The sequence below is a fragment of the Cytobacillus oceanisediminis 2691 genome (genome assembly GCF_000294775.2).
Taxonomy (GTDB): Bacteria; Bacillota; Bacilli; order Bacillales; family Cytobacillaceae; genus Cytobacillus; species Cytobacillus pseudoceanisediminis.
Window position 1 is genome coordinate 1295151 of record NZ_CP015506.1, and the last position, 24754, is coordinate 1319904.

25 protein-coding genes are annotated in these 24754 nt (G+C 40.0%); 15 read left to right on the forward strand and 10 right to left on the reverse strand.

Going from position 1 to position 24754, the window contains the following annotated elements:
* Positions 1–11: 11 nt before the first annotated feature.
* From A361_RS06675 to A361_RS06700, 5 genes are all read right to left on the reverse strand, one after another.
* On the reverse strand, positions 12–1367 hold the full coding sequence (locus A361_RS06675) for a hemolysin family protein (protein ID WP_009331486.1): 1356 nt from the start codon (positions 1365–1367) through the stop codon (positions 12–14).
* A gap of 64 nt (positions 1368–1431) precedes the next feature.
* On the reverse strand, positions 1432–1833 hold the full coding sequence (locus A361_RS06680; protein WP_082919370.1) for a MerR family transcriptional regulator: 402 nt from the start codon (positions 1831–1833) through the stop codon (positions 1432–1434).
* A 352-nt stretch (positions 1834–2185) separates the two neighbouring features.
* The gene (locus A361_RS06690) at positions 2186–3478 is read right to left on the reverse strand and encodes a hemolysin family protein (RefSeq protein ID WP_019381395.1); all 1293 of its coding nucleotides are present in this window, start codon (positions 3476–3478) and stop codon (positions 2186–2188) included.
* A gap of 244 nt (positions 3479–3722) precedes the next feature.
* On the reverse strand, positions 3723–4265 hold the full coding sequence (locus A361_RS06695; protein WP_019381396.1) for a GNAT family N-acetyltransferase: 543 nt from the start codon (positions 4263–4265) through the stop codon (positions 3723–3725).
* Between the two features lie 131 nt (positions 4266–4396).
* Positions 4397–5536, reverse strand: coding sequence for a histidine kinase N-terminal domain-containing protein (locus tag A361_RS06700; RefSeq protein ID WP_019381397.1), 1140 nt, complete (start codon positions 5534–5536; stop codon positions 4397–4399).
* A gap of 270 nt (positions 5537–5806) precedes the next feature.
* Between A361_RS06700 and A361_RS06705 the strand changes: the two genes are divergently transcribed.
* Positions 5807–6274 (forward strand): helix-turn-helix transcriptional regulator, encoded by a 468-nt coding sequence (locus A361_RS06705; RefSeq protein WP_009331481.1) that lies wholly within the window; start codon positions 5807–5809, stop codon positions 6272–6274.
* Positions 6275–6326: 52 nt separating this feature from the next.
* Here the strand turns inward: A361_RS06705 and A361_RS06710 are convergent, their stop codons facing one another.
* On the reverse strand, positions 6327–6863 hold the full coding sequence (locus tag A361_RS06710; RefSeq protein ID WP_019381398.1) for a universal stress protein: 537 nt from the start codon (positions 6861–6863) through the stop codon (positions 6327–6329).
* 498 nt (positions 6864–7361) lie between these two features.
* Between A361_RS06710 and A361_RS06715 the strand changes: the two genes are divergently transcribed.
* Positions 7362–9449 (forward strand): transglycosylase domain-containing protein, encoded by a 2088-nt coding sequence (locus tag A361_RS06715; protein WP_019381399.1) that lies wholly within the window; start codon positions 7362–7364, stop codon positions 9447–9449.
* A gap of 50 nt (positions 9450–9499) precedes the next feature.
* A complete protein-coding gene (locus tag A361_RS31205) occupies positions 9500–9625 on the forward strand; it encodes a hypothetical protein (protein WP_256815488.1) in 126 nt (41 codons plus the stop codon).
* Between the two features lie 351 nt (positions 9626–9976).
* On the opposite strand, the gene A361_RS06725 is transcribed toward A361_RS31205, so the two are convergent.
* Positions 9977–10300, reverse strand: coding sequence for an HPr family phosphocarrier protein (locus tag A361_RS06725; RefSeq protein WP_009331477.1), 324 nt, complete (start codon positions 10298–10300; stop codon positions 9977–9979).
* A gap of 269 nt (positions 10301–10569) precedes the next feature.
* Here A361_RS06725 and A361_RS06730 point away from each other — a divergent pair, with 269 nt between their 5' ends.
* From A361_RS06730 to fumC, 10 genes are all read left to right on the forward strand, one after another.
* Positions 10570–11856 (forward strand): MFS transporter, encoded by a 1287-nt coding sequence (locus tag A361_RS06730; RefSeq protein WP_009331476.1) that lies wholly within the window; start codon positions 10570–10572, stop codon positions 11854–11856.
* 124 nt (positions 11857–11980) lie between these two features.
* The gene (sigY, locus tag A361_RS06735; protein WP_019381401.1) at positions 11981–12571 is read left to right on the forward strand and encodes an RNA polymerase sigma factor SigY; all 591 of its coding nucleotides are present in this window, start codon (positions 11981–11983) and stop codon (positions 12569–12571) included.
* A complete protein-coding gene (locus A361_RS06740) occupies positions 12525–12875 on the forward strand; it encodes a YxlC family protein (protein ID WP_019381402.1) in 351 nt (116 codons plus the stop codon). The genes sigY and A361_RS06740 overlap by 47 nt, the downstream gene beginning before the upstream one ends.
* Positions 12872–13072 (forward strand): hypothetical protein, encoded by a 201-nt coding sequence (locus A361_RS06745; protein WP_009331473.1) that lies wholly within the window; start codon positions 12872–12874, stop codon positions 13070–13072. Before A361_RS06740 ends, A361_RS06745 begins: the two co-directional genes overlap by 4 nt.
* Positions 13073–13086: 14 nt before the next feature.
* Positions 13087–13290 (forward strand): hypothetical protein, encoded by a 204-nt coding sequence (locus A361_RS06750; RefSeq protein ID WP_019381403.1) that lies wholly within the window; start codon positions 13087–13089, stop codon positions 13288–13290.
* A complete protein-coding gene (locus A361_RS06755) occupies positions 13271–13588 on the forward strand; it encodes a YbjQ family protein (protein ID WP_019381404.1) in 318 nt (105 codons plus the stop codon). Before A361_RS06750 ends, A361_RS06755 begins: the two co-directional genes overlap by 20 nt.
* 487 nt (positions 13589–14075) lie before the next feature.
* On the forward strand, positions 14076–14864 hold the full coding sequence (locus tag A361_RS06760) for an alpha/beta fold hydrolase (RefSeq protein WP_009331471.1): 789 nt from the start codon (positions 14076–14078) through the stop codon (positions 14862–14864).
* Between the two features lie 884 nt (positions 14865–15748).
* Positions 15749–17506: an ABC transporter ATP-binding protein gene (locus A361_RS06765; RefSeq protein WP_019381406.1), complete on the forward strand. Its 1758-nt coding sequence runs from the start codon at positions 15749–15751 to the stop codon at positions 17504–17506.
* Entirely contained in the window at positions 17503–19515 is a 2013-nt protein-coding gene (locus tag A361_RS06770) for an ABC transporter ATP-binding protein (RefSeq protein ID WP_019381407.1), read from the forward strand. The genes A361_RS06765 and A361_RS06770 overlap by 4 nt, the downstream gene beginning before the upstream one ends.
* Positions 19516–19943: 428 nt before the next feature.
* The gene (fumC, locus tag A361_RS06775; RefSeq protein ID WP_009331468.1) at positions 19944–21326 is read left to right on the forward strand and encodes a class II fumarate hydratase; all 1383 of its coding nucleotides are present in this window, start codon (positions 19944–19946) and stop codon (positions 21324–21326) included.
* A 68-nt stretch (positions 21327–21394) separates the two neighbouring features.
* Here fumC and A361_RS06780 read toward each other — a convergent pair whose 3' ends face one another.
* Positions 21395–21613, reverse strand: coding sequence for an alpha/beta-type small acid-soluble spore protein (locus A361_RS06780; RefSeq protein WP_009331467.1), 219 nt, complete (start codon positions 21611–21613; stop codon positions 21395–21397).
* Between the two features lie 295 nt (positions 21614–21908).
* On the opposite strand from A361_RS06780, the gene A361_RS06785 reads away from it, so the two are divergent.
* A complete protein-coding gene (locus A361_RS06785) occupies positions 21909–22151 on the forward strand; it encodes a hypothetical protein (RefSeq protein WP_019381408.1) in 243 nt (80 codons plus the stop codon).
* A 49-nt stretch (positions 22152–22200) separates the two neighbouring features.
* Here the strand turns inward: A361_RS06785 and A361_RS06790 are convergent, their stop codons facing one another.
* Complete coding sequence (locus A361_RS06790) at positions 22201–23310, reverse strand: ABC transporter ATP-binding protein (protein ID WP_009331465.1); 1110 nt, start codon at positions 23308–23310, stop codon at positions 22201–22203.
* A gap of 113 nt (positions 23311–23423) precedes the next feature.
* Positions 23424–24317 carry a PucR family transcriptional regulator gene (locus tag A361_RS06795; RefSeq protein WP_009331464.1) on the reverse strand — a complete coding sequence of 298 codons (894 nt, stop codon included), beginning with the start codon at positions 24315–24317 and terminating at the stop codon, positions 23424–23426.
* 128 nt (positions 24318–24445) lie between these two features.
* On the opposite strand from A361_RS06795, the gene A361_RS06800 reads away from it, so the two are divergent.
* Entirely contained in the window at positions 24446–24706 is a 261-nt protein-coding gene (locus A361_RS06800; protein WP_009331463.1) for a metal-sensitive transcriptional regulator, read from the forward strand.
* Positions 24707–24754: the final 48 nt, after the last annotated feature.

The window sequence follows — 24754 nt, forward strand, 5'->3', positions numbered from 1 at the left end:
CTTTATTCCATTTATGACAATACCTCGGTTTCAGTAAAAGGCACTTCTTTTGCAGGTGCCGGCTCTTCTGTTTCTGGTACTGCTGTTACTTCAATATACTTAATATGATGCTCTTCCATATCAAGTATTTTAAACCGGTAATTTTCATATTCGATCATATCGCCTTGTTTGGCTTCGTAATTTTCTGTCAAAATCCAGCCGCCGATGGTATCGATATCTTCATCATTAATGCCGGTTCCCAGCAAGTCATTAACTTCGCTGACAAGAACTTTTGAATCAATGATATATTGGCCTTCTTCCGTCTTTCTGACCATGGGCACTTCATCCATGTCGAATTCATCGCGGATTTCACCCACAATTTCTTCAATGATATCCTCAACAGTAACTAACCCTGAGGTACCGCCGTACTCATCCATTAAGATGGCCATGTGAATCCGTTCTTTCTGCATTTTTAGCAGCAGCTCATGGATAGGTATGCTGTCAATGACCCTGATAATGGGACGAATGTATGATTCTAGGGTGCTTGATGATAATTCCCTGTTCATAATGAGATCTGTCATGACTTCTTTTATGTTGACCATGCCAATGATATGATCCTTATCCCCATCTATAATGGGATAGCGTGTAAATTTCTCTTCCTGAACGATTTGCAGGAAGTCTTCTAGTGTATCATCTTTTGATAAAGAAACAATTTCTGTACGCGGAACCATGATTTCTTTCGCGATACGGTTATCAAACTCAAAGATTTTATTTACATACTTAAACTCAGATTGGTTGATTTCGCCGCTTTCATAGCTTTCTGATAAAATAATGCGAAGTTCTTCTTCAGAATGTGCCAATTCGTGTTCAGAAGCAGGCTTTAATCCAAACATGCTGGTCAATAGGCGGGCAGAACCATTCAGCGCCCAAATAATTGGATACATAACCCGGTAAAACCAGATTAAAGGACGTGTTGTTAACAATGTAACCGCTTCTGCCTTTTGTATTGCCAGAGTCTTTGGAGCCAATTCCCCCACAACTACGTGCAGGAAGGTGATAAAAGCAAAAGCAATGCTGAATGAGATAACATGCGAAATGGAAGACGGCAATCCGAAACTGTTGATCACTGGCCGCAGCAGGTGTTCAATTGTCGGTTCACCCAGCCAGCCAAGGCCGAGGGCTGTAATGGTAATTCCCAGCTGGCAGGCCGAAAGGTATTCATCCAAATTCGAAATGACTTTCTTCGCAGCAATTGCATTTTTATTACCTTCTTCAATTAGCTGATCAATCCTGGAACTTCGTATTTTAACAATGGCAAATTCCGATGTAACGAAAAAAGCCGTTAAAGCAATTAAAATGGCTATAAAAACCAAGTTTAATATGTCCAAATAAGTTCCCCTTATCCCGCCTAAACGGGCAGGGTGTCACCTCCTGATTTTGTGAAAAATGGGATCAGCTGGTTAAGTCGGAAAGGGAACGGAGCAATGCAGTGCTTTCAGTAGTCAGCTTCTTGGAAAAGCCATGTTTTTGTTCATCATCCAGTGTATTAATAAGCGGCATGAGAACAGCTATTTCCTGATGAAGCTGTTTAATCTGCAATGTGACTGCGTTAATATGCTTTTCAACTTCCCCTGTCTGAATCTCCCTTTTCGTTTTCATTTCTAGTTTTCTCTTAATCTCTTCAAGCGGAAGATGCAGCAGTTTGCATTCCTCAATAAATCTTAGATCAGACAAAACTTCTTCTGAATATATGCGATAATTTGATTTTGAGCGTTTCGCTTTTATTAGGCCAATGCTAGTGTAGTAATCTATAGTTCTTTTAGAAACATTAGCAATATTGGCTAATTCGCCGATACGATAGTAAGCCCCATCATATCACCTCTGTTTTGAATACTTATATCTCATGAAAGTGCTTTCCATCAAGAGATATAGTTAGAATCAATTATACGTTAGCACAAACCATACAGTCAAACGTAGTAGTTTGGAAAAAAGGGTTACATTTATTTTATGAAATTATGCATTAAATATGAAGTAAAAAGATTCGGAAAAATTAATTTTTTTGTGAGTGCTAAAAGATCACCATTTTGACTTATGCAATCTGGAGGTAAGGCAGCTTCTGACAGGCATACTATTTCAGTATAAGCAGCCGGAAGGCAATTTAAAAACCAGGAGCCAAAAAAGCGCTCCCGGTCATTCCCTATGAAGGTCATATTTTCACAACTTCAATATAGGAAATATGATGCCCCTCCATTTCCTTAATAATAAATCTGAATCCTTCTTCTTCGATAAAGTCTCCCTGAGCGGCATCATACTTCTGCGTCATTATCCAGCCTCCGATAGTGTCTACATCATCATCAGATAATGATGTTCCCAGAAGATCATTTGCTTCTGAAATCAGCAGCTTTGCATCCAGGATATAATGATTTTCTCCTGGCTTTTGAACAAACGGAAGTTCGTCTGCATCGAATTCGTCCCGAATTTCACCCACAATTTCTTCGAGGATATCTTCAACTGTGACCACACCAGCTGTTCCGCCGTATTCATCAAGGAGAATGGCCATATGGAAACGCTCTTTCTGCATTCTCAGGAGCAAATCGTGAATGGGAATGGTCTCAATCACTCTGATGACAGGTTTAATATATTGCCGTAAAGGGTGTTTGCCTTCGCATTTTTTTCTAACGCAGTCAGTTAAGATTTCCTTTACATTAATAATCCCAAGAATATTATCTTTATCACCCGCCGTAACAGGATATCTGGTGTATCGCTCATTCAATATGAGATCCAGGGTTTCTGCCAATGATGAATCTTCCGGAAGGGTAACGATCTCGGTTCGAGGAACCATTATCTCTTTAGCAATTCTATTGTCAAACTCAAAAATTCGATCTACATACTGATATTCTGATGGATTGATTTCTCCGCTCTTTAAGCTTTCAGATAGGATAATCCGCAGCTCTTCCTCTGAATGGGCCATTTCACTTTCTGAAACAGGCTTCAGTCCAAATAACCCTGTGATAATTCTTGCTGAACCATTTAAAATCCAAATAAATGGATACATAATCCTGTAAAATACTATTAATGGTTTTGAAAAAGATAACGTTATTGCCTCTGCTTTTTGTATGGCAAAGGTTTTTGGCGCCAGTTCTCCAATAACCACATGAAGAAATGTCACAACAGAAAAAGCAATAACAAAAGAGAGGATATGAGTTATGGAAGCCTGTAAGTTAATGCTTTCAAATAGGGGATGGAGCAGCCTCTCAATAGTCGGTTCACCAAGCCAGCCGAGGCCCAGTGCTGTAATCGTAATCCCAAGCTGACAGGCAGATAAGTATTCATCCAGACTGCTTATAACTTGTTTTGCTGAACGGGCTTTAGCATTTCCCTCCATAATAAGCTGGTCAATACGTGAAGTCCGGACTTTAACAATGGCAAATTCAGATGCAACAAAAAAAGCAGTTAATGCAATTAAGAGAAATAATAAAAATAGGTTATGGGTGATCATATAAAATCCTTACACGATATGTAAGGAGCCGGCACCTCCTTTATTATAAGTACTTTTCCCTTATTCATGAATTTTACAAATAAACCTGGAATAAAGGATTTCTTTAATAAGAAAGTACCCTTAATTAGGAGGAAGGTAACCAGTAAATAATAAAAAAGCCTGAAGGCAGGCTTTTTCGAAAGTGAAACGTATAAATTCTGAAGGTAGATAACTGTCTAGCTCCAGGAGCCATCGGCTTTTCTTTTCAATAATTCCATTCTCTTGCCAGAAGTCCATATACGGCAAGGTCGTGATATCGATTATAAAGGTACTCTCCATCCCGGATGATTCCTTCCTGACGAAAGCCGAGTCTCTCCGGTATCGCGCGGCTTTTTCCATTTCTGATCCCGCACCGTATTTCGATTCTGTTCAGTCTTAAATCAAAGAAAGCATGATTAATCATGGCTTGCACACTTCGTGTCATAATTCCGCTTCCCTCAAAATCCTTTGCAAGGTAATACCCAATGCTGGTTTGTCTGTTATTCCAGTCGATCTGGTGAAAACCAATAGAGCCTGCAAGTTTTCCCTGATAACGGATTCCTGCATTAAAGCCGTTGTTATCGGCAAACTGTTTCAGCCATATTGGAATAATAGAGTGATACTGTACAGGTGAAGCCATATTATCTACCCATGGAAGCCATTCTCTTAAATGATTGCGGTTTCTGTCCACCAGGTTGAAAAGCTCTTCTGAATGATGAAGCTGGAACAATTGCAATTCTATATCTTCATCTGCTTTTAAGGAAAACATAGGATAATCTCCTCCAATAATCTGTAAATATATTAATAATAATCTGAAATTAAATAAAAATATATATATTTGGTTCAAATCATGTACGCTTTTAAGCCAGGAATATGAAAAAGCTGCTCCTCAATAGGGAGTCAGCCTTTGACTATTGTCTGTTTTTCAGTTGGCAGGGTTATGCTGAAAACGGTCCAATCCGACTCTGTATCACAGGTGAGAGTCCCTTGATGTTTTTCAATTATCTCTCTGCATACAAATAAACCGAGCCCTGTTCCGAGTGTTTTGGTTGTAACAAATGGTTCGAAAATGGAACTGACGAGATGCTCTGGAATTCTCGGCCCATTGTTGGCAATATCAAGCTTTATGTGTCCTTCTGGAGTCCATTTGCTTTTAATATGAATGACAGGGTCGCTGCGGTACTGAGTAAGCACATCAATGGCATTGAAGATAATATTGATAAATACTTGACGGATTTCATCAGCATAGCCTTTCAAATATATATCTTCGTTCATATCCTGAAGAATCTTAACCTTTCCATCCAGGATACTGGGATAGAGAAATATCAGGACTTCATCTATTAATTCATTTAGAGAGAAAGTGATTTTCTCTTTTCCGATCAGTTCCTTTTTAGAGAGGAGCAAAAATTGTGAAATTCTAAAATTCAGCTGCTCCAGTTCATTTGAAATGATATCCAAGTATTTCATGGTAGGATTTTCGGATTTTAACAGCTGGATAAACCCCTGTACAGATGTAAGCGGATTTCTGAACTCATGAATAAAGCTGGAAGTCATCTGGCCCAGCAGAGTCAATCTATCTTTATGGGTGGAATCGATAAATTGTGTCTTTTCCTTAATAATCTGATCTTTGGCATCTGTATATCTGGATACAGCGTGATATAAGAATTTATCGAAGCAATAACTGATTTTTTCGTACAGGCTCTGCAGTTCATGAAAATGTATTTCAGAACGATTCAATATTTCTAGAAAAATTGTTCTTCCCAAGTTGACATTATAAACAAAGTCTCCGATATTAATTTCTGCTTTCACTCGCTGCTCAGCGACAGAGTAGGCAAGCTTTTGAATATATTCTTCAAGTTCATCGCCTTCCTTTATCAGAAATTGAATAATCAATTGGAACATGGCGGTGCCATTATCTTTGATTTTATCTTTAAAAGGATCATCTTTATTAATGAGTATTTTTTTATTCCATTCACTTAAAAGGTTTTCTTTTTCCGTTAGCAGAAGTTCCAATATAGCTTTATTTGTTTCAATCGTCATTTTACCCTCCACTTTTTCACATTAAAACAGTTATCCCATAGATTTCGATAGATTACAGCAAAATCCTCTGTTAATTTAATGGAAAATATCAGTAATTTTACCCTATGGAATATGGCCATACTTGTGACAAAAAGCACAGTCATTTTTTTGTGATAATTGATATATTTAAAGAACAAGGCAGTTTTTTATTTGTAAAATTGTCACTATTTCTTTTATAATATAGAAACAGGTGTAAATTTACACCAACAACGAAAAGGGAATGAAGCTGCATTGACTAGAGATGAAATTATACTGAAAGTTTCAGATAAGATCCGTCTTATCCGTACAGAGGCAGGATATACACAAGATAAGATGGCGGAAATTATTGGTGTTTCAAAGAAGACCCTGGTTCAAATTGAGAAAGGGCGGGCCGAAGCAGGATGGTCGACTGTGGTGGCTGTTTGTGCCTTATTCAGGGAAACGGAAACAGTCCGGTTTCTGTTTGGAAACGAACCCCTTGAAGTTCTGGAAACTATTGCAAGAGAGGGAATCGATTATAGGAAAGAAAAGACTCTTGGCGGAAAGCTCTGGTGGCGGGAATTGAAGAGAAGCAATGGTTTGATCCTTCAGCAGAATATCATCAGCCAGCATTACAGGATTATTGATCAGGACCATTTTCGAATTTACAGCAGTTTCGATGAAGCATCTTCTAAAGAACGGTTTGAGGAGCTGGCTGCAGAAAATAAAGGCCTTCAATAATAGGTGTATTCTATTAAATATAAAAAAGCAGCCGCCGGGCTGCTTTCCTGTTCTAAGGGATTTGCGGATTTTCCTTATCTTTAGCTATAAGCACAGGGCAAGGTGCATTTTTGGCAATTTTTGAGCTGGTGCTCCCAAGGAACATCTTTTTAATTCCGCCTTTGCCTGAGCTGCCCACTATAATTAAATCGGCATTTTCGGCAGCGGCATATTCAGATATGCTGTCAGCGGGACTTCCTTCTATAACATCGAACTTTACATTGATGTTATACGGCTCAAGAATTTCCCTTGCATTAAAAAAAGTATTGTCAACACTATGTTTCACTCTTGCGTGAGTCGTGGCAGAGGATTCATCATGATATACCGGCAGGGGCGGTATTTGAATTCCTTCCAGCAGATAGCCATTTGTCCTTACAGGCTCTATTGCTTTCTCATTGCTTATGAGAACATTTTCAATTGTCTCCTCAAAGACTTGTGTAATCAGAAGCTGGGCTTCAGGATGCTGCTTAACCAATTCGATCGCCATATTTAAAGCCTGTCTGCTTCCATCTGTATCATCATAGCCAACTACAATTTTTTCAAAGAACATAATAGTTCACCCCTTCTTAAGGTAAGAAAACTTATTGGTCATATACCCTTTATTGCTAGAAGTCAATCATTGTAAATCAAATGGCTCCTGAGAAATTTGTGCATACCCCCATAAAAAACGATATTGCTTCGTAGACTATTAATAAAAATGAGGCAAACTCATATGGAATGCTATGCGTCTGCAAATATTCCATTTTATCAAAAAAGCATTCGGCCTGCGATTGCTTTTTTTTTTCATTGATGCCGGATTTGGGAGATTGTCGCTATTTAAACTGGATTATAAATTCCGGGTCAGACGGACTAAAAATAAAATGTACAAAAGATGATAAAAAATTTGATAATTTGGGTATATGTATATGTCTGGGAGAATTATAGTTTTTAGCTGGGAACAAAATACTATATGAAAACATATTTTTTGCAGGTATGCTGATATCGGTATACCCTTAAGGCTGACGTTATACGGGCAAAATGATATTCAGCAAGAGATATTGGAGGAAATATGAGAAAGAGAACTTCTTTTTTTAAAAAGTTTCAGTCAACTTGGATAAAGCTGCACCTGACACAGGTGTCCATATTGCTTGCATCCACATTAGTCCTGGCTTTCTTAAGCTTCGTATATTTTTCATACAAGGATGCGGATATAAGTGCACTTGAAGCAGGACTTGCACAATCTACAGTCATTTATGACGCTGATGAGGAAGTAGCCAGCAAGATCTCTGCAAACAAAAATGAAGGCATTTCAATCGATAAAATTCCTGATCATATGAAGAATGCGGTTATTGCCATTGAAGACCACCGTTTTTATGAACATGGAGGAATCGATTTAAAAGGAATAGGCAGAGCCTTTTTTACAAACCTGAAGGCTGGCGGAATTGTTGAGGGTGGCAGTACGCTTACTCAGCAGCTGACTAAAAACGCCTTATTATCTGCAGAGAAAACATATAAAAGGAAGCTGGAAGAATTCTTCCTTGCGATTGAGATAGAAAAGGAATACAGCAAAGACGAAATTCTTCAGATGTATTTAAACCAGGTTTATTTTGGAGAAGGTGCCTGGGGGATAAAGCGTGCAGCAATGAAATACTATGCAAAGGATGTTGAGGATCTCTCAATTAGCGAAGCAGCACTGCTTGCAGGGCTGGTTAAAGCCCCTTCTGCAATAAATCCTTACCAAAATGAAGATAAAGCAATTGAAAGAAGAAATCTCGTGCTTGATCGCATGAAGGAACACAGCTTTATTTCAGAAAAGGAATGGGAAAAAGCTAAGAATGAAAAGCTTGTTTTTGAAGACGGCGGGGGAGATCCCCTTAAAGGGAAGTACCCTTACTATGTAGATGTTGTTCTTGAAGAAGCTATTAATAAGTATAATATTTCACTTGACGATCTTCTTAGCAACGGTTATCAAATATACACAGAGCTTGATCAGGATATGCAGGGCAGTGTAGAAGAAACCTACAAAAATGATCAATTATTCCCTAAAGGTACGGGAGAGCAGCCAGTACAAAGCGGAGCCATACTCCTGGATCCCCACAATGGCGGAATCCGTGCCCTTGCAGGGGGAAGAGGTGAACACACCCTTCTGGGACATAACCGCGCTGTCCATAAAGTAGGCCAGCCTGGATCGACAATAAAGCCGATTGTACCATACGCAGCTGCACTGGAAGCGGGTTGGGAAATTACTGATGAACTTAAAGATGAGCGAATGACATTTGGTGAAGATTATGAGCCAAATAATTATAATGGCCAGTTCAGGGGAAATGTGCCAATGTATGAAGCGGTCAAGGATTCTTTGAATGTTCCTGCTGTATGGCTTTTGGATGAGATTGGTGTGGAAAAAGGGGTGGATGCCGCAAAGAGGTTTGGCATACCTGAAGATGCCATCAATCAAAATTTGGCACTTGCCCTTGGGGGTACAAATGAAGGTGTTTCACCCCTAACCATGGCACAGGCATATGCTGTGTTTGCAAATGGCGGTGAAAGGCCGGAAGCCCATTCCATTACAAAAATAGTTGATAAAGATGGAGAGACAGTTGCAGAATGGAAAGGTGAAAACACAAGAGTCATTTCAAAGGATGTTGCAGATAAAGTGACGACCATGCTTCTTGGGGTAGTTCAGCATGGAACAGGTAAGGCTGCCCAAATACCCGGCAGAGAAGTTGCGGGGAAAACAGGAAGTACACAAATGACCATTGAAGGCATAGATGGCGTTAAAGACCAATGGTTTGTCGGCTATACACCACAGCTGGTAGGTGCTGTATGGGTTGGCCATGATATGACAGATGCAAAAAACTATCTTACAACCTCCAGCAGTGAAGGCACGGCTCCGATATTCCGGGAAATCATGACAGAAGCCCTGAAGAACCAGGAAGCAGAATCATTTAATGTCCCTCAAATTGCTGGCCTGATGGAACAGAGGCAAAGGGAGCAGCAAAGAAAAGCATGGGAGAAAAACATAAGAAAAGAAACAGAGAAGATAAAAGAAAAAATTGAAAAAGAAAAGGAAAAATGGAAAGAGAAATGGAGTAAAGAGAAAGAAAAAGATAAAAAGAAAGAAAAAGATAAAGATAAAGATAAAGATAAAGAAGAATGATTAACAATATACATTTAAAGAGTACAGTGAAAAACTGTACTCTTTTTATCATGGCAGAAAAATTTTATGCTGATTTAGCAGAAGCCTGTCACTTGATTTTTGAGGACTGGGATCGTTCCATTGCCAGACAGGGAGAGGTGCTGGATAATCTATTATATTATCGGAAGAAGGCATAAAAAAATCCTCTTCTATATTGGTTTGTTTTCCATTATTGGGACCCAGACTTTAGCTTCAGCTAAAATAGATATAATATTCCCAGTATAGAGTCTATAAAAGGAAGGCCTAAAAAAGCTGCTGCTGGAAGCTGGATTCCGTCAGTTTAAATGGCTTCACCATGAAGAATCTGGTTTTTCTCAGCCAATTATCATAGCTTATAATTAAAAAAAGGCCGAATGGCCTTTTTTTAATAGAAATTATTTAGAATAACCAGCTGATTATCGCGCCAATTACCACAATTGCTCCAACTACCATAAAAATTGTACGTATCATCTATCTTCACTCCAATCACTATGCAATAAAATGGTCACTTATAGCTGAAATGTTTCAGCTGAATTGATTAAGCGTTTTTCTGACATGCGAAGAACTGAAACATGGTTGCTGCACATTTCTTTGATTTCTTCCAGATGCTTCTGAACTTCATTTCCTTCAACAATGATTTTTAGGGTCGTTTGCGGCTTCACTGTTAATAGGAAAGACACTAATTTAGACAGATTTGAGGCATCCACAGCTTTGTGTTTGCTGTAGAGGTATGTAGTGCCTTCAAATTGTTTTGCTACTTGATAAATTTCAAGCATTTTCTTCATTGTGAACCTATTTTGGACTAAAACATTGGTAGAAATTATTTCTTTCATTTTAAAAATCTCCTTTTCAAAAAGTATTTTATATATTAATCGATTAATGATATTAATGATGTGGTTGTACTAGGGATTTACCCATGTAATCTGAACCGTAAACCACCCTGATTCAAAGTGTGAATAATTACCTTTTTAAGTCGCTAATGATATCAGGGGTGAGGCACTATCAGTCTCCAGCAGGAGATAAAAACCGTCAAAAGCCGCTTAATCAATTGTTTGTCACTAATTAAACTGGAGATATAAACCGGGAAACTGAGGTAAAAGGGATGAAAAAATTCAAAGAAATCTTTCAAAATGCCAATTATGTGAAATTGTTTTTCGCTAACTTTACTTCTCAGATGGGCAGTACAATTGGTTTAACAGCATTCATGTTTTATTTGCTTGACCGTTTCTCGGAACAGCCTTTTTATGCTACATTAACTGAATTGATGTTCTCCGTTCCGACTCTGGCGGTGTTTTTTTTAGTTGGAGTGTTTGCGGATAGGATGGATCGCCAGAAAATTGCTTATTATTGTGACTGGATCAGCTCATTATTATCAATTGTACTTTTGCTGACTGTTCTCATTGGCTGGATGCCGCTGGTATTTGCAGTATTGTTCCTGAGGAGTGCAATCCAGAAATTCTTTTTTCCCGCTGAGCATGCAATGATTCAAGGAATATTGAAAAGTGAAGATTATACCACTGCTGCGGGCCTAAATCAGGTTGTGATGAGTCTTTTCATGCTGTTCGGAAATGGTCTAGGCATTTTTGTATACTGGACAGTGGGAGTATACGGCGCAATTATGACTGATGCTCTTACCTTTATCATCAGTGCATTATTAATAAGATCATGCCATATCCCCGAAGAAGTCCGCCTGCCGAATGGCGGCCATAAGCTTAAAGACTTAAATATAGCGCTTGTCCTCAAGGACTTTAATCTTGGAATGAAATATATTCTAAATCACAGGTTATTATCTGCTTTGCTTGTTGGTTTCTTCGTTTTCGGAGTGGTAAACGGCGGGTTTTCCATAATGCCAATTTTTATGCTGAAATATAAGCTGGAGCCGCACGCCTATGAGGAATACTCAGTCCTGCTTGGAATAACCTTTGGGATTGGCATTCTGATTGGCAGCTTTGCTGCCTCTTTGCTTGCTCAAAAATTCAAACTTTATCAGCTGATCATTGCCGGATTATTGTTATCAGGAAGTTTCATCATTGCTGCCTCTTTTGCTGAAAATACGATCATTTTCCTTTCTTTATTATTTGCTGCAGCATTTGGCCTGCCTTTAGTGAACATTGCCATTGGCGGCTGGATGCCAAGCATTGTTGATCCGAAGATGATGGGTAGAGTACAGGGATGGATAAGCCCGCTGATGATGCTTTCCCAATCCTTAACACTCGGATTTATTGCTGTCAGCTTTCCTGGACTCCTCAAAGTAGAAATGCTTTATTGGATGGTAGGGGGCTGTTTAGCACTTGTTGGTGTTTTTTACAGCCTTATCCTTCCGGGATTGACGAAAAAGTCAGAAAAAAGCAGTGAAGCACATTCTTTGAAACAGACTGGTGCAGTATAATGTAATAAAAGACTAAAAGTCCCTATTATAGGGGCTTTTTATGTATGAAAAAAATTTTAAAATAAAATATGAACGATTTCATCTCTTGAACGTCTTATGAGTGAAATAAATAGGTAACAATGGGATGATAGGGAAGAGAGGAAAGAAGCTGATGGAGGAGAAAGACCTTATAATAAGCGCCAAACGAGGAGATCAGCTCGCTTTTGCCATGCTTTTTAAAAATAACTATCCCTTTCTGGTTAAATACTTAATCAAAATCACTATGAATCCCGATGCAGCTGAAGAGCTTGCCCAGGAAACAATGGCCAAATGTGTTGAGAAAATCGGCCTGTTCAATGGCAAGGCGAAATTTTCTTCCTGGCTGATTTCCATTGCGACGAATTTGTATATTGATCAGAAGCGAAAGTCGAAAAGAGAGAGGAACTGGAAAGCAGAGGAAGAAGTATCCAGACGCATGAAATGGCACCTTGAAAGCCGAAATGAAGAATGGAATGATGCCTTATCGGCATTGGGAAAATTAAAAGACGAGATAAGGATACCTATCGTACTTAAACATTATTATGGCTACTCATATGAGGAAATAGGAGAAATGATGAAGATATCTTCAGGCACCGTCAAGTCAAGAGTGCACAATGGGATCATGTCTGTAAGAGAGGAGTTGAAGCTTCATGACGAACAGGAAATTACTGCAGCTCGATCACGATCATCAAGATGAGAATTTTCTGGCTGCTGTAAAGAAGATAGAAGACGGATTGGAATCGCTGGAAGAAAATGTCCCGGTATATACACCTGATCTGCAATTTTTTGAAAACTTAGTTGCAGAGCAAAAACAGTCGATGAAAAGGAAATTGATCAGGGACTTAGCTATCTTCACTGTTGCAGCACTCCTCATTGTAACTTCTTTATTATTCATGCTGTATCAGGTTCCAGCTGTATTTTTTATTCTGCAGGGAATTGTCACTGTTTTTATTATGGCTTATAGTACAGTCAGCTTTGTTAAGCAGGTGAATGGCACATGAGCAGCGAAGAAATTTCCCTCCCTTTGCTGATTGTTGTGGGGATCATCTTAATTGCACAGAGTACCTTCCTATTCCTGGATGCAAGAAAGCATGGCCACAATTATTGGCTATGGGGTATTATCGGTTTAATTCAGGCGCCAATGCCTACGCTGTTTTACTTGATTTTCGTCAGAAAGATTTGGCAGAAAAAAGACTAATTGAGGGATGAAGGATGAAAAAGTTAAAACAGATGCTGCTGCTTACAGCCACAGGAGGCCAGCTGCTTGGAATCGCCATGCTGTTTATCAATATTAAGGCAGCGATTATGTTTTATATCTTATATGCTTTAATGATTTTTGCGATATTTATTGTACTGATTGCAGAAAGAAAAAAAGAAAAAGAGGAGGAAGAGCAAAATGATTATCGTGACTACTGATGCGGTACCTGGGAAAGAGATTAAAGAAATTAAAGGCTTTGTAAGAGGGAGTACAGTACAGACAAAACATATTGGAAAAGATATTCTAGCAGGATTGAAAACAATTGTAGGCGGAGAAATTGGCGAATATACTGAAATGATGGATGAAGCAAGACAGAAGGCAATAGGCAGAATGGTTGAAGATGCAAAAGCTAAAGGGGCCAACGCAATCATTGGAATGCGGCTGCAGACATCAGCTGTTATGCAAAATGCTGCAGAGATCATTGCATACGGAACCGCAGCTATAATTGAAGAATAACAGGAGAAAAACCAGCTGACACTTTAGCTGGTTTTTTTTATTTTGATAGATAGGACTGGTTTTCTTTTGTGAAAAATAGGGAAAGATTTGCAGGTGAATATTTGGCAGAAAATACTTAAAAAGAAACTAGTGAATTTTATATGATTTTATAAGCAATTTACATTGAAATCCTTTACAATAGAGTGAAACTTCTTTTAATAAGGCTATTTTTGTTTATATAAGTTAGTTTAATTTTCTGAGTTGATTGGAATGGAGGGCACTTGACTCCTCGAAAATGCTATCGCATTTTCTTCGTGCGGTGTTCACTCGAGGAAGCTTATTCAATGTCCTGCGGGAGAAGAGGGAGGAGCTCTTTTCCTCCGCGGAAAGCAACTGCCCGCAGTCGAAATCAATGGGCTTAGTTCATAGGCAAAAAGACAATCTCTAAGAAAATAGCCTTTAAAAACAACACTATGAAAATGACATTTGAATGTAGATTGGAGTTTATATGCTATATTACCGTACGTATGTAAAAGATGAATCATTGCCATGGGTTACCTTTGTTCATGGTGCAGGGGGCAGCTCTGCAATTTGGTATAAACAAATGAGAGAGTATAAAAAGCATTTCAATGTTCTGCTGGTAGATTTGCGGGGACATGGTCAATCTGGAAGAGGCACATGGGAAGAAGGAGATCATTTTTCGGAAGTATCTCTGGAAATAGTTGAGGTGCTTGATCATCTCCATATCCCCGAGTCTCACTTCGTAGGCATCTCGCTGGGAACAATAGTGATTCAGACAATTGCGCAGGATCATCCGGAAAGAGTGGCTTCCATGATTTTGGGCGGAGCGATAACAGAATTGAACTGGCGTACAAGATTTTTGATAGCCATTGCCAATTTAACTAAGTATATGCTGCCGTATATGCTTCTTTATCAGCTGTTTGCCTGGATTATAATGCCAAAAAGAAATCATCTTGAATCAAGACATGCCTTCGTAAGACAGGCAGCAAAAATGTGCCAAAAGGAATTTATCAACTGGCTGTCCTTAACAAAGTCAGTCAATCCTTACCTTGGAAAAATCCAGTCAAGCATATCCCACATCCCTACCCTTTTCATCATGGGGCAGGAAGACCATTTGTTTATTAAGTCTGTAAGAAGCATTGCCCAGAAAGCAAAAACAGCTACAGTCAAAGTCATTACAGGTGCAGGACATGTATGCAATATTGATAAACCTGATGCCTTTAACCAGATAACCATCGATTTCATCAGGAGGCAGAAAAGAAGATTGGCATCATAAGAAAGCGGAAGCGCCTTGTCCACAAAAGGAATGCAGACTAAGAACGCTACGTCCTGCGGCAACGTCTGCATGACCCACATCCTATGGGCCTCAAGCACAAGACGAGCCCCCCCCGGCATGGCCCATGGACGACAGGCATAAGACGGTTCCTGTAAGAAGGCGTACTTCCTTCTGAAAGGAAACGGTTTATGACCCCGAGTCCATAGGAGCCGCAACAAGACAAGCTTGTGACCTCGAGGGGGGATGCGCTCCTCCTAAAAGCTAGCGCTTTTAGTCGTGCGATGATTAAGCTGTCGAAGCATTCCTTGTGGAGCCAGACAGTTCTCGGGGTTTTAAATTTTTTAAATGAGTTAATGACAGAAAATTTTCAAGAATAGGAAAAAGGCTGATTGACTTTTGGTGAGAGCGGTGATAATCTTACCAATATGGAAAAAAATGAAAAGGAGGGTTACAAAATGATCTTAATTCATCATCATCAAAAAACAATTCAAAAAAGAAAATCTGTAACCTATCCTTTAAAGCATATAAAAATGTAAACAGGATCTGCCTGCACATTTTGAAGGAGCACAGGTTACATTTTGTAACGTGTGCTCTTTTGTCTATTAAGACATATCGCATGCCGCGGTATGTCTTTTTTTGTCCAATTATATAAAGTTGAAAGTAGGAGTTGCAGGCTTAGCCTGTATCCATATATGTACGCTTTTATAAGCGGCTGTTTCGGCAGCAATACAAGGATAGGAGGATAATTTTATGAATGCTTTAAGAATGAGAAAGACAATTTTGCCGGAGGATCTGGATGGAGGCTAGTTATGAAATTTGCTGCTGTTTATGTATGAAAGCTCTTGATTAAAACTTGAGCTTCATGCGGGAAAGGGGAGAGATCGTTGTTTTCGATTTTAGGAAAATTAAGCTGGTTTTTTAAAGAAAACTGGAAGAGGTACACAATTGCTATTACTCTGCTAATCATTGTCGGAATCCTTGATGTAATGCCTCCAAGGCTTGTAGGAATGGCAATTGATGACATTCATCTGGGTGAAATGAGCAGTGCTAAAATCATGGAGTACCTTGGTTTATTGGCGATTATCACAATTGTTTCCTATGGAATTACGTATATTTGGATGTATCAGCTCTTCGGAGGGGCATTTTTGGTAGAAAGAAAACTGCGTTCACAGTTTATGGGACACCTATTGAAAATGACCCCAACATTTTTTGAGAAAAACCGGACCGGTGATTTAATGGCCAGGGCTACAAATGATTTAAAAGCTATATCAGTTACAGCCGGATTTGGAATATTGACACTGGTGGATTCCAGCGTATTTATGCTGACGATATTATTTACAATGGGATTTCTGGTTAGCTGGAAACTAACCTTTGCTGCAATATTGCCTCTGCCTATCATGGCTTATCTGATAAAGATTTACGGGAAGAAGATTCATACACGGTTTATGAGTGCTCAGGATGCCTTCGGAGAACTCAATGACCGGGTTCTTGAATCTGTTTCGGGAGTCAGGGTGGTGCGCGCTTATGTGCAGGAAAGAGCAGATCAGCAGCGTTTCCATGAACTCACTGAAGATGTTTACAACAAAAATATTGAAGTGGCTAAAATTGATTCTCTTTTTGAGCCAACCATAAAGGTGATTGTGGGCTTAAGCTATCTTATAGGACTGGGGTATGGTGCTTATCTTGTTTTCCATCAAGCCATCACCCTTGGCCAGCTCGTGTCATTTAATGTGTATTTAGGCATGCTGATTTGGCCAATGTTCGCTATCGGAGAATTAATTAATGTTATGCAAAGAGGAAATGCATCGCTTGATCGGGTACAGGAAACATTGTCCGCTAAGCAGGATATTAAGAATCCTGAATCCCCGTATATCGTTGAAACGCCTGCCAGTGTAACCTTTAAGGATGTTCATTTCCAATATCCTTCTTCAAAAACGGCTAACCTCAAAGGGATTAAGCTGCATATCGAGCGCGGGGAAACGCTGGGGATTGTAGGGAAAACAGGAAGCGGGAAGACCACTTTCATAAAGCAGCTATTAAGAGAATACCCATCAGGCACCGGGATGCTTGCAATTGCTGATGTTCCAATTGAAGAACAGGAGCTTGAAAGAACGAGGGGATGGATCGGTTACGTTCCACAGGATCATGTTCTTTTCTCCAGAACTGTCCGGGAAAACATCCTTTTTGGAAAAGAGGACGCGACTGTAGAAGATATGCAAAAGGCAATTGATTTGGCAGCTTTCCGCAAAGACCTTGAACTGCTGCCTGAAGGGCTTGAAACACTGGTCGGTGAAAAGGGAGTGGCCTTATCAGGAGGACAAAAACAGCGGATTTCCATTGCTCGTGCACTAGTGAAGGATCCGGAAATTCTGATCCTTGATGACTCACTTTCAGCCGTTGATGCCAAAACGGAAAAAAAGATCATTGATAATATCCGGACTGACCGCAAGGGTAAAACGACAATAATTACAACCCACAGGATGTCAGCCGTCCAGCACGCTGATCATATTATCGTCCTTGATGAAGGAGGAATTTCAGAAGAAGGCACTCATGAGGACTTAATGGCTGCAGATGGATGGTACAAGGAACAATTTTTGAGGCAGCAAACACAAGTCTCTGAGGAAGAGGAGGTGATTTCATGACCACTGGGAAGCGTTTAATCCGGTATGCACTTCATTATAAAAAAACGATTATTGCGGCACTGCTGATGCTTACGATAGCTGTAGCGGCAGACCTGGCGGGGCCTTTCATAGCCAAGAAAATGATCGATGACCATATTCTTGGCATAGAATCAGTCTGGTATCAGACAGAGGGCGGAGAAGGTGCCGTAGAATACGCTGGTCATTTTTATAAAAAAGAGAAAAACCTTGATCAGGGTGAGCAGAAAATAGATCAGGCCCGCATCCTGCAGGCAGGAAGCCAATTCGTCTTTATCAGGGGTGACATTGCTTTTGATGGAGAACGAACCTATAAAGACGGCAAACTGCTTATAGAAAAAAGCGGCCAAACCGAAACATATGAAGGGAAGGCTTTGACTGGTGAAGAACTGATGCTTTTTTATTCACCTGAGATTCCTAAGATCGTTCAGCTTTTGGCCTTTTACTTTGGATTGCTGGTCATCGCTGCTTTTTTTCAGTACGGTCAGCGGTTTTTTCTGCAAAAGTCGGCAAATAGGATCATTCAGCAAATGAGAGAGGATGTCTTTGGGCAGATTCAAAGACTGCCAATCAGTTACTTTGACACTCTGCCGGCAGGCAAGGTGGTTGCCCGAATAACTAATGATACAGAAGCCATACGTGAGCTTTATGTGACAGTACTGGCAACCTTTTTTACAAGTGCCATATATATTTCAGGTATTTATATCGCTTTATTTATTTTAGATGCCAAGCTTGCTGCAATCTGTTTAATCCTGCTCCCGATTTTATATGTTTGGGCGATTGTGTACCGTAAGTATGCATCGAAATACAATCATGTAATCCGTTCCAGGGTGAGTGATATCAATGGCATGGTGAACGAATCGATACAGGGAATGAACATCATCCAGGCGTTTGGCCGCGAAAAAGATACACAAAAGGATTTTGAAAAGCTGAATATAGAGCATTTTACCTTCCAGAATAAACTTTTGAGCCTCAATTCACTGACCTCACATAATCTGGTGGCAGTGCTGAGAAACGTGGTCTTTGTTGCATTTATCTGGTATTTTGGGGGAGAGTCGCTAAATGCATTATCTGTCATTTCACTCGGAATGCTTTATGCATTTGTAGACTACATTAACCGCCTGTTTCAGCCGGTGCAGGGTATTGTTAATCAATTGGCCAATCTGGAGCAGGCACTTGTTGCCGGTGAAAGAGTGTTCAAATTGCTTGATGAAAAGGGCATTGATATTAGTGATAATATAATATCCCGCTATAAAGGGGATGTGACATTCGATCATGTGCACTTTGGCTATAAAGAGAAGGAATATGTGCTGAAGGATCTAAATTTTGAAGCAAACCACGGAGAGACAGTTGCTCTGGTAGGCCATACCGGATCAGGGAAAAGTTCAATCATGAATCTTCTCTTCCGTTTTTATGATTGCCAGGAAGGCAAAATTATGATCGACGGAATGGATATAAAACAGATTCCAAGGCAGGAGCTCCGCAAACATATGGGCATCGTCCTGCAGGATCCTTTTTTGTTCACAGGAACCATTGCTTCCAATGTCAGTCTTGATGACCCAGAAATAACGCGAGACAAAGTGGAGAAGGCTCTAAAGGATGTGGGAGCAGATAAGATTTTTCAGCATCTTGAAAAAGGTTTCGATGAGCCGGTTATCGAGAAGGGAAGCACGCTCTCCAGCGGGCAGAGGCAGCTCATTTCCTTTGCGCGTGCCCTTGCTTTTGACCCGGCCATCCTGATACTCGATGAAGCAACATCAAGCATCGATACTGAGACAGAATTGATTATCCAGGAAGCCATGGATGTGCTGAAAAAAGGGAGAACCACATTTATTATCGCCCATCGTCTATCGACAATCCGAAATGCTGATCAAATCCTCGTTCTGGATAGAGGTAGAATAGTTGAAAAAGGCAACCATGCTGAATTAATGGAGCAAAAGGGTAAATATTATCAAATGTATCAGCTCCAGCAAGGATCCACACTTGCTGGATAGCAGGAAAGCGCCGGATGGCGCTTTCTTTTTTTGTTTTGAGGCTACTTTGATATGATGAGCATATCCGAGAGAATTTGGATTTATCCGCAAATCGCATTCCAAGTAATTTATACAAACATTTTGTTCAATAAAATTTCACTTTTCAGACACAAAATAGTACTGGGCAAAAAATTTCTGATCAGTCATTTCATGGTACTTTGATATTATCAAACATATCTGGAGGAGATTCATATGGAGGAACTTTCTATTACTTTGGTGATTGCAAGTATTATGGTACTTGGATACTTCATAGGATATACTATTGTGAAAGCATAGCTGCCGGCTTTACCGCCCGGCAGTTTTTTTATTCCAATTTTTATCATTAAAGTTTGGAAATAAGGGAAAAGAATAAATATGAATCATAGTGTTAATTTAAGGAGGTATGAAATTTGGCTGATTTCAGAATTGAAAAGGATACACTTGGCGAAGTGAAGGTGCCTGCGGATAAATATTGGGGAGCCCAGACCCAGCGGAGCAAGGATAATTTTAAAATCGGCATTGAAAAAATGCCGATGGAAGTGATTTATGCTTTTGCTAAGGTAAAGCGTTCAGCTGCAGTGGTCAACAATAGACTTGGGAAACTGTCTGATGATAAAAAGGATGCCATCACAAGGGCCTGTGATGAAGTTCTTGATCATAAATTTGACTCTCATTTTCCGCTGGCTGTCTGGCAGACAGGGAGTGGCACACAATCAAATATGAATGTAAATGAGGTTGTCGCGAAAAAAGCAAACGAATTGCTGGGCAAGAAGGGTCAGCAAGAAATTAAAGTTCATCCAAATGATGATGTCAATATGTCTCAAAGCTCGAATGATACATTTCCGACTGCCATGCATATCGCAGCTTATACCGAGGTGGAGGAAAAACTGCTTCCATCCTTAAAGGAATTAATAAAGACAGTCAAATTGAAAGAGGAAGCCTTTAATACAATCGTGAAAATAGGAAGGACTCATTTACAGGATGCAACTCCTCTTACATTGGGCCAGGAGATCAGCGGCTGGCGTGCCATGCTTGAAAAGAACGAAAAAATGCTGATGGATGCAAAGCATTACCTGCTTGACTTAGCCATTGGCGGTACTGCAGTCGGTACAGGCATTAATGCAGATACGTCATTTGGATCTGAAATGGCAAACGAAATATCCAGACTTACAGGCTATTCATTCCGCTCTTCTGAAAATAAATTTCAGGCTCTGACCAGCCATAATGAAATTGTCCATGTTCATGGCACATTGAAGGGGCTTGCAGCAGATTTAATGAAAATCGCGAATGATGTCCGCTGGCTCGCAAGCGGGCCGCGCAGCGGAATTGGGGAATTATCGATACCAGCAAATGAACCTGGCAGTTCAATCATGCCAGGCAAAGTAAATCCGACACAGAGTGAAGCCCTTACGATGGTGGTTTGCCAGGTCTTTGGAAATGATGCGTCGATTGGATTTGCTGCCAGTCAGGGGAATTTCGAATTGAATGTGTTCAAGCCTGTTATAATTTATAATCTTCTTCAAAGCATCAGAATTCTTGCAGATGGAATGGCCTCTTTCAATGAAAATTGCATGATGGGACTGGAAGCTAATAAAGAAGTGATTAAAGGGCATGTTGAAAGGTCACTAATGCTTGTAACAGCACTTAATCCGCATATTGGCTATGAAAAAGCAGCGGAAATAGCAAAACTCGCATTTAGAGAAAATTCAACATTGAAAGAAGCAGCATTAAAAACTGGCTATATTACTGAAGAACAATATGAGAATTGGGTAGTACCCGAAAAAATGATCTAACTATTAAATGGCCCTCCTTTAAGAAAGGAGGGCCAAAGCCATATTTATTCAATTGTTATCTTGCTTTATTAGAAAGAACCGCCGCCAAGTTGTTGTTCAGCCATTTGTACAAGGCGTTTTGTGATTTCTCCTCCAACAGATCCGTTAGCGCGAGAAGTTGTTTCTGCACCAAGGTTTACACCAAATTCAGTAGCGATTTCGTACTTCATTTGATCAAGTGCTTGTGATACTCCTGGTACTAATAATTGGTTTGAGGAATTGCTTCTGCTAGATGATTGGTTGTTCATGTGATTTCCTCCTCGAAATATAAGTGTTGGTTTTTTGGTTGGGTTAGCTGGAATTGCACCAGCGCAAGGATTTTATCCTGCTCCACTGCCTGGCGTAACCCATCGTTTTTTTTTGCGAGTGCTTGATGTCGCTTTGTTACTCTCTATTATGTTTGATTTATTATAGTTTATTCTTTTAGAAAATCGGGAATTTTTTCCTGAAGAGACTTTCTGATTAGGAGTTTTACATAACGAAGCTTAAACAAACAAACCATAGTAAATATCAGATAAGTTAACGAAAGTGAGAGGATTGGAAATGGCGATATGCCCTGTCTGCAACGGGTTTGAGAAACTGGAAGCAACCTGCAGCACCTGTGGAAGCAGTATGGAGGACAGTGGAAGAGTAATGGATTTTTACGATGATTACAGTGCCTATATGCCAATTGACCAGATGAAACTGGAAGATGGCTATCCCCAGGATTATCAAAGGGAAGAATGTCCGCATTTGCTGAAGTGTCCATCATGCGGTCAGGATTCAGTAAAGTTTATCAAAGAGTAGAATGGAGCTGACAGTATTAAAAAACCCCGTCTTCGACGGGGCTTCAATATTATTCTTTTTCAGAACGAATTCTTCTTTCGGAGTTTGCATCAAAGAAATGAGCTTTATTCATATCGAAAGCAAGCTCAAGATTTTGGCCTGGCTTAATATCTGTGCGGGAATCAACACGTGCAACAAAATCCTGGCCTTCGATGCTTGAGTAAATCATTGTTTCAGCCCCAGTCAGTTCGGAAACGTCAATGCGGGCATTGATTTTAGAACCGGCAGAAGCATCAATAAATACCGGCTCATCATGAATGTCTTCTGGACGAATGCCAAGGACAATGTCTTTGCTTGTATACCCTTGTTCACGAAGCACCTTCATTTTACCCTCTGGGACAGCAATCTGAGTTTTGCCAATGACAAACTTGCCGTCTTCAAGCTTTCCATTAAAGAAGTTCATGGCAGGTGAACCAATAAATCCGCCTACAAATACGTTTTCAGGCTTCTCATAAACTTCTTTAGGTGCGCCAACCTGCTGAATCACTCCATCTTTCATAACAACCAGGCGGGTAGCCATTGTCATGGCCTCTGTCTGGTCATGGGTTACATAGATGGTTGTAGTTTGAAGACGCTGATGAAGTTTGGCAATTTCTGCACGCATTTGAACACGAAGCTTTGCATCAAGATTTGATAAAGGTTCATCCATCAGGAATACCTTTGCATCACGGACAATCGCACGGCCTAAGGCTACACGCTGTCGCTGACCGCCTGACAATGCTTTTGGTTTGCGGTCAAGATAAGGCTCCAGACCAAGAATTTTAGCTGCTTCCTTAACACGGCGGTCGATTTCGTCTTTTGGAAATTTACGGAGCTTAAGACCGAAAGCCATGTTATCGTATACAGACATATGCGGATAAAGTGCATAGTTCTGGAAAACCATTGCAATATCACGATCTTTTGGAGGGACATCGTTGACACGTTTTTCATCGATATAGAAGTCGCCTTTAGAAATTTCCTCAAGGCCAGCAATCATACGGAGAGTTGTGGATTTACCGCAGCCGGAAGGACCGACAAATACGATAAACTCTTTATCCTGTATATGAAGGTTAAAATCTTCTACTGCCGTTACTTTATTGTCATAAATTTTATAAATATTATCGAGCTTTAATTCTGCCATCAGGGTTGCCTCCCAATATTCTTTTCTTAATAACAGTTTAATGGATATCTGGGTTTTCCCATATGGCCAAACTGCACAAAAAAGCTGAAAGCGTTTTTATGCAATGTGCTCAATCATTTTTGCTCGACCAGCAAACAAGCTAAGTAAACAGTCAGGGCACTGTTGAAATCTTTTAATTGAAGGCCGGTTTTCTCAGTGAATTTATCCAGCCTGTATTGCAGCGTATTTCGGTGGACATACAATTTTTTCGCAGTTAATGAAACGTTGGAGCTGTTCTGTAAAAAAACTTTTATGGTGTGCAGAAGTTCAGAGTCTTCTTGCAGTAAAGAAAGGCGTGAAAGCAGGCTCTTTTTTAAAATTGCATCCATACTTCCGGTGACAAGAGATGGAAATAGCGTTTCGTATTTCAGCACCTTTTCGGCTGGAAGCAAAGAGGAGGCTTGCTCAAAAAAACGCTGTTCTTCTTTAAAATAATTGCGCAAATGTGCCTCGAACCTATTCGGAATGCCGATGTAAAAGGCCGTTTTTACAAAAAAATCGCTTTCAAAAGCATTGGAAATAGCAAGGAATTCTTCTTCGGCTAGTGGGGCGTTAGCTTCCTCTACAATGACTCCTCTAGCTGGTCCGTTCCATAAAATCAAAATGTCCTTTTCAAAAAAACCTTTAAAAGCAGCTTCCATATCCTCGCGTATCCAATCGCCTTCAGACATCTTAAATTGAACAAGCCTGTACGGAACATCTTTTGCTAATGATGGAATTTCCCCATTGGAAAATAGGTATTGAAACCAGGCCTGGGAAGCGGGAGCATGGTGAATGGAGCAGTCATGGAATTCAAATAAAGTTTTTAAGACCATCAGACTGTCTGCTGATACCTCTTGAGATGGGATGCCCAGCCATTGGCCTGAATCCTCATGATGAAGCCAGTACATATCAGAATAAAAGCTAAAATCAGGTTTTTCATTTTCAAGCAGAGAGCCCGGATATTGGTCATGTAATTTTTTTAACATATCATTACCCTTTAGTTTGATAAATTTTTGTGTTTCTTATATTATAGCAGTTATAATTTAATTGAAAAAATTAACTTATTCTGTGAATGTTTCTATAAAGTGAATTGAAAGTGTAAGGGGGGAGACTCATGGAATATTCACCGGAAATGAAAAACCGCTTGAAGAGGCTGGAAGGGCAGGTGCGGGGTGTTATCCGAATGATGGAAGAAGAAAAACACTGCAAGGATGTTGTAACGCAATTATCTGCCGTCCGTTCTGCAGTTGACCGTGCAATGGGATATATTGTAGCTAAAAATCTTGAGACATGCATTCGGGAAGCTGCTGACGAAGGCAAAAATGCGGAGAATGCAATTCAGGAAGCAGTGAATATGATTGTGAAAAGCAGATGATTAAAAAAGCGGAAGGCGCCCGCTTATTAAAGGAACTCAGACTAAAAA

Bases quoted from the DNA above. Each gene is read 5' to 3' on its own strand.
- A361_RS06800 (WP_009331463.1), top strand. From the start codon at position 24,446: ATGGAATATTCACCGGAAATGAAAAACCGCTTGAAGAGGCTGGAAGGG.
- A361_RS06725 (WP_009331477.1), bottom strand. From the start codon at position 10,300: ATGAAAGAAATAATTTCTACCAATGTTTTAGTCCAAAATAGGTTCACA.
- A361_RS06780 (WP_009331467.1), bottom strand. From the start codon at position 21,613: ATGAACAACCAATCATCTAGCAGAAGCAATTCCTCAAACCAATTATTA.
- A361_RS06790 (WP_009331465.1), bottom strand. From the start codon at position 23,310: ATGGCAGAATTAAAGCTCGATAATATTTATAAAATTTATGACAATAAA.
- A361_RS06755 (WP_019381404.1), top strand. From the start codon at position 13,271: ATGATTATCGTGACTACTGATGCGGTACCTGGGAAAGAGATTAAAGAA.
- A361_RS06750 (WP_019381403.1), top strand. From the start codon at position 13,087: ATGAAAAAGTTAAAACAGATGCTGCTGCTTACAGCCACAGGAGGCCAG.
- A361_RS06690 (WP_019381395.1), bottom strand. From the start codon at position 3,478: ATGATCACCCATAACCTATTTTTATTATTTCTCTTAATTGCATTAACT.
- A361_RS06770 (WP_019381407.1), top strand. From the start codon at position 17,503: ATGACCACTGGGAAGCGTTTAATCCGGTATGCACTTCATTATAAAAAA.
- A361_RS06695 (WP_019381396.1), bottom strand. From the start codon at position 4,265: ATGTTTTCCTTAAAAGCAGATGAAGATATAGAATTGCAATTGTTCCAG.
- A361_RS06700 (WP_019381397.1), bottom strand. From the start codon at position 5,536: ATGACGATTGAAACAAATAAAGCTATATTGGAACTTCTGCTAACGGAA.
- A361_RS06740 (WP_019381402.1), top strand. From the start codon at position 12,525: ATGACGAACAGGAAATTACTGCAGCTCGATCACGATCATCAAGATGAG.
- A361_RS31205 (WP_256815488.1), top strand. From the start codon at position 9,500: ATGGCAGAAAAATTTTATGCTGATTTAGCAGAAGCCTGTCACTTGATT.
- A361_RS06710 (WP_019381398.1), bottom strand. From the start codon at position 6,863: ATGTTCTTTGAAAAAATTGTAGTTGGCTATGATGATACAGATGGAAGC.
- A361_RS06715 (WP_019381399.1), top strand. From the start codon at position 7,362: ATGAGAAAGAGAACTTCTTTTTTTAAAAAGTTTCAGTCAACTTGGATA.
- A361_RS06745 (WP_009331473.1), top strand. From the start codon at position 12,872: ATGAGCAGCGAAGAAATTTCCCTCCCTTTGCTGATTGTTGTGGGGATC.
- A361_RS06795 (WP_009331464.1), bottom strand. From the start codon at position 24,317: ATGTTAAAAAAATTACATGACCAATATCCGGGCTCTCTGCTTGAAAAT.
- A361_RS06760 (WP_009331471.1), top strand. From the start codon at position 14,076: ATGCTATATTACCGTACGTATGTAAAAGATGAATCATTGCCATGGGTT.
- A361_RS06785 (WP_019381408.1), top strand. From the start codon at position 21,909: ATGGCGATATGCCCTGTCTGCAACGGGTTTGAGAAACTGGAAGCAACC.
- sigY (WP_019381401.1), top strand. From the start codon at position 11,981: ATGATAGGGAAGAGAGGAAAGAAGCTGATGGAGGAGAAAGACCTTATA.
- A361_RS06730 (WP_009331476.1), top strand. From the start codon at position 10,570: ATGAAAAAATTCAAAGAAATCTTTCAAAATGCCAATTATGTGAAATTG.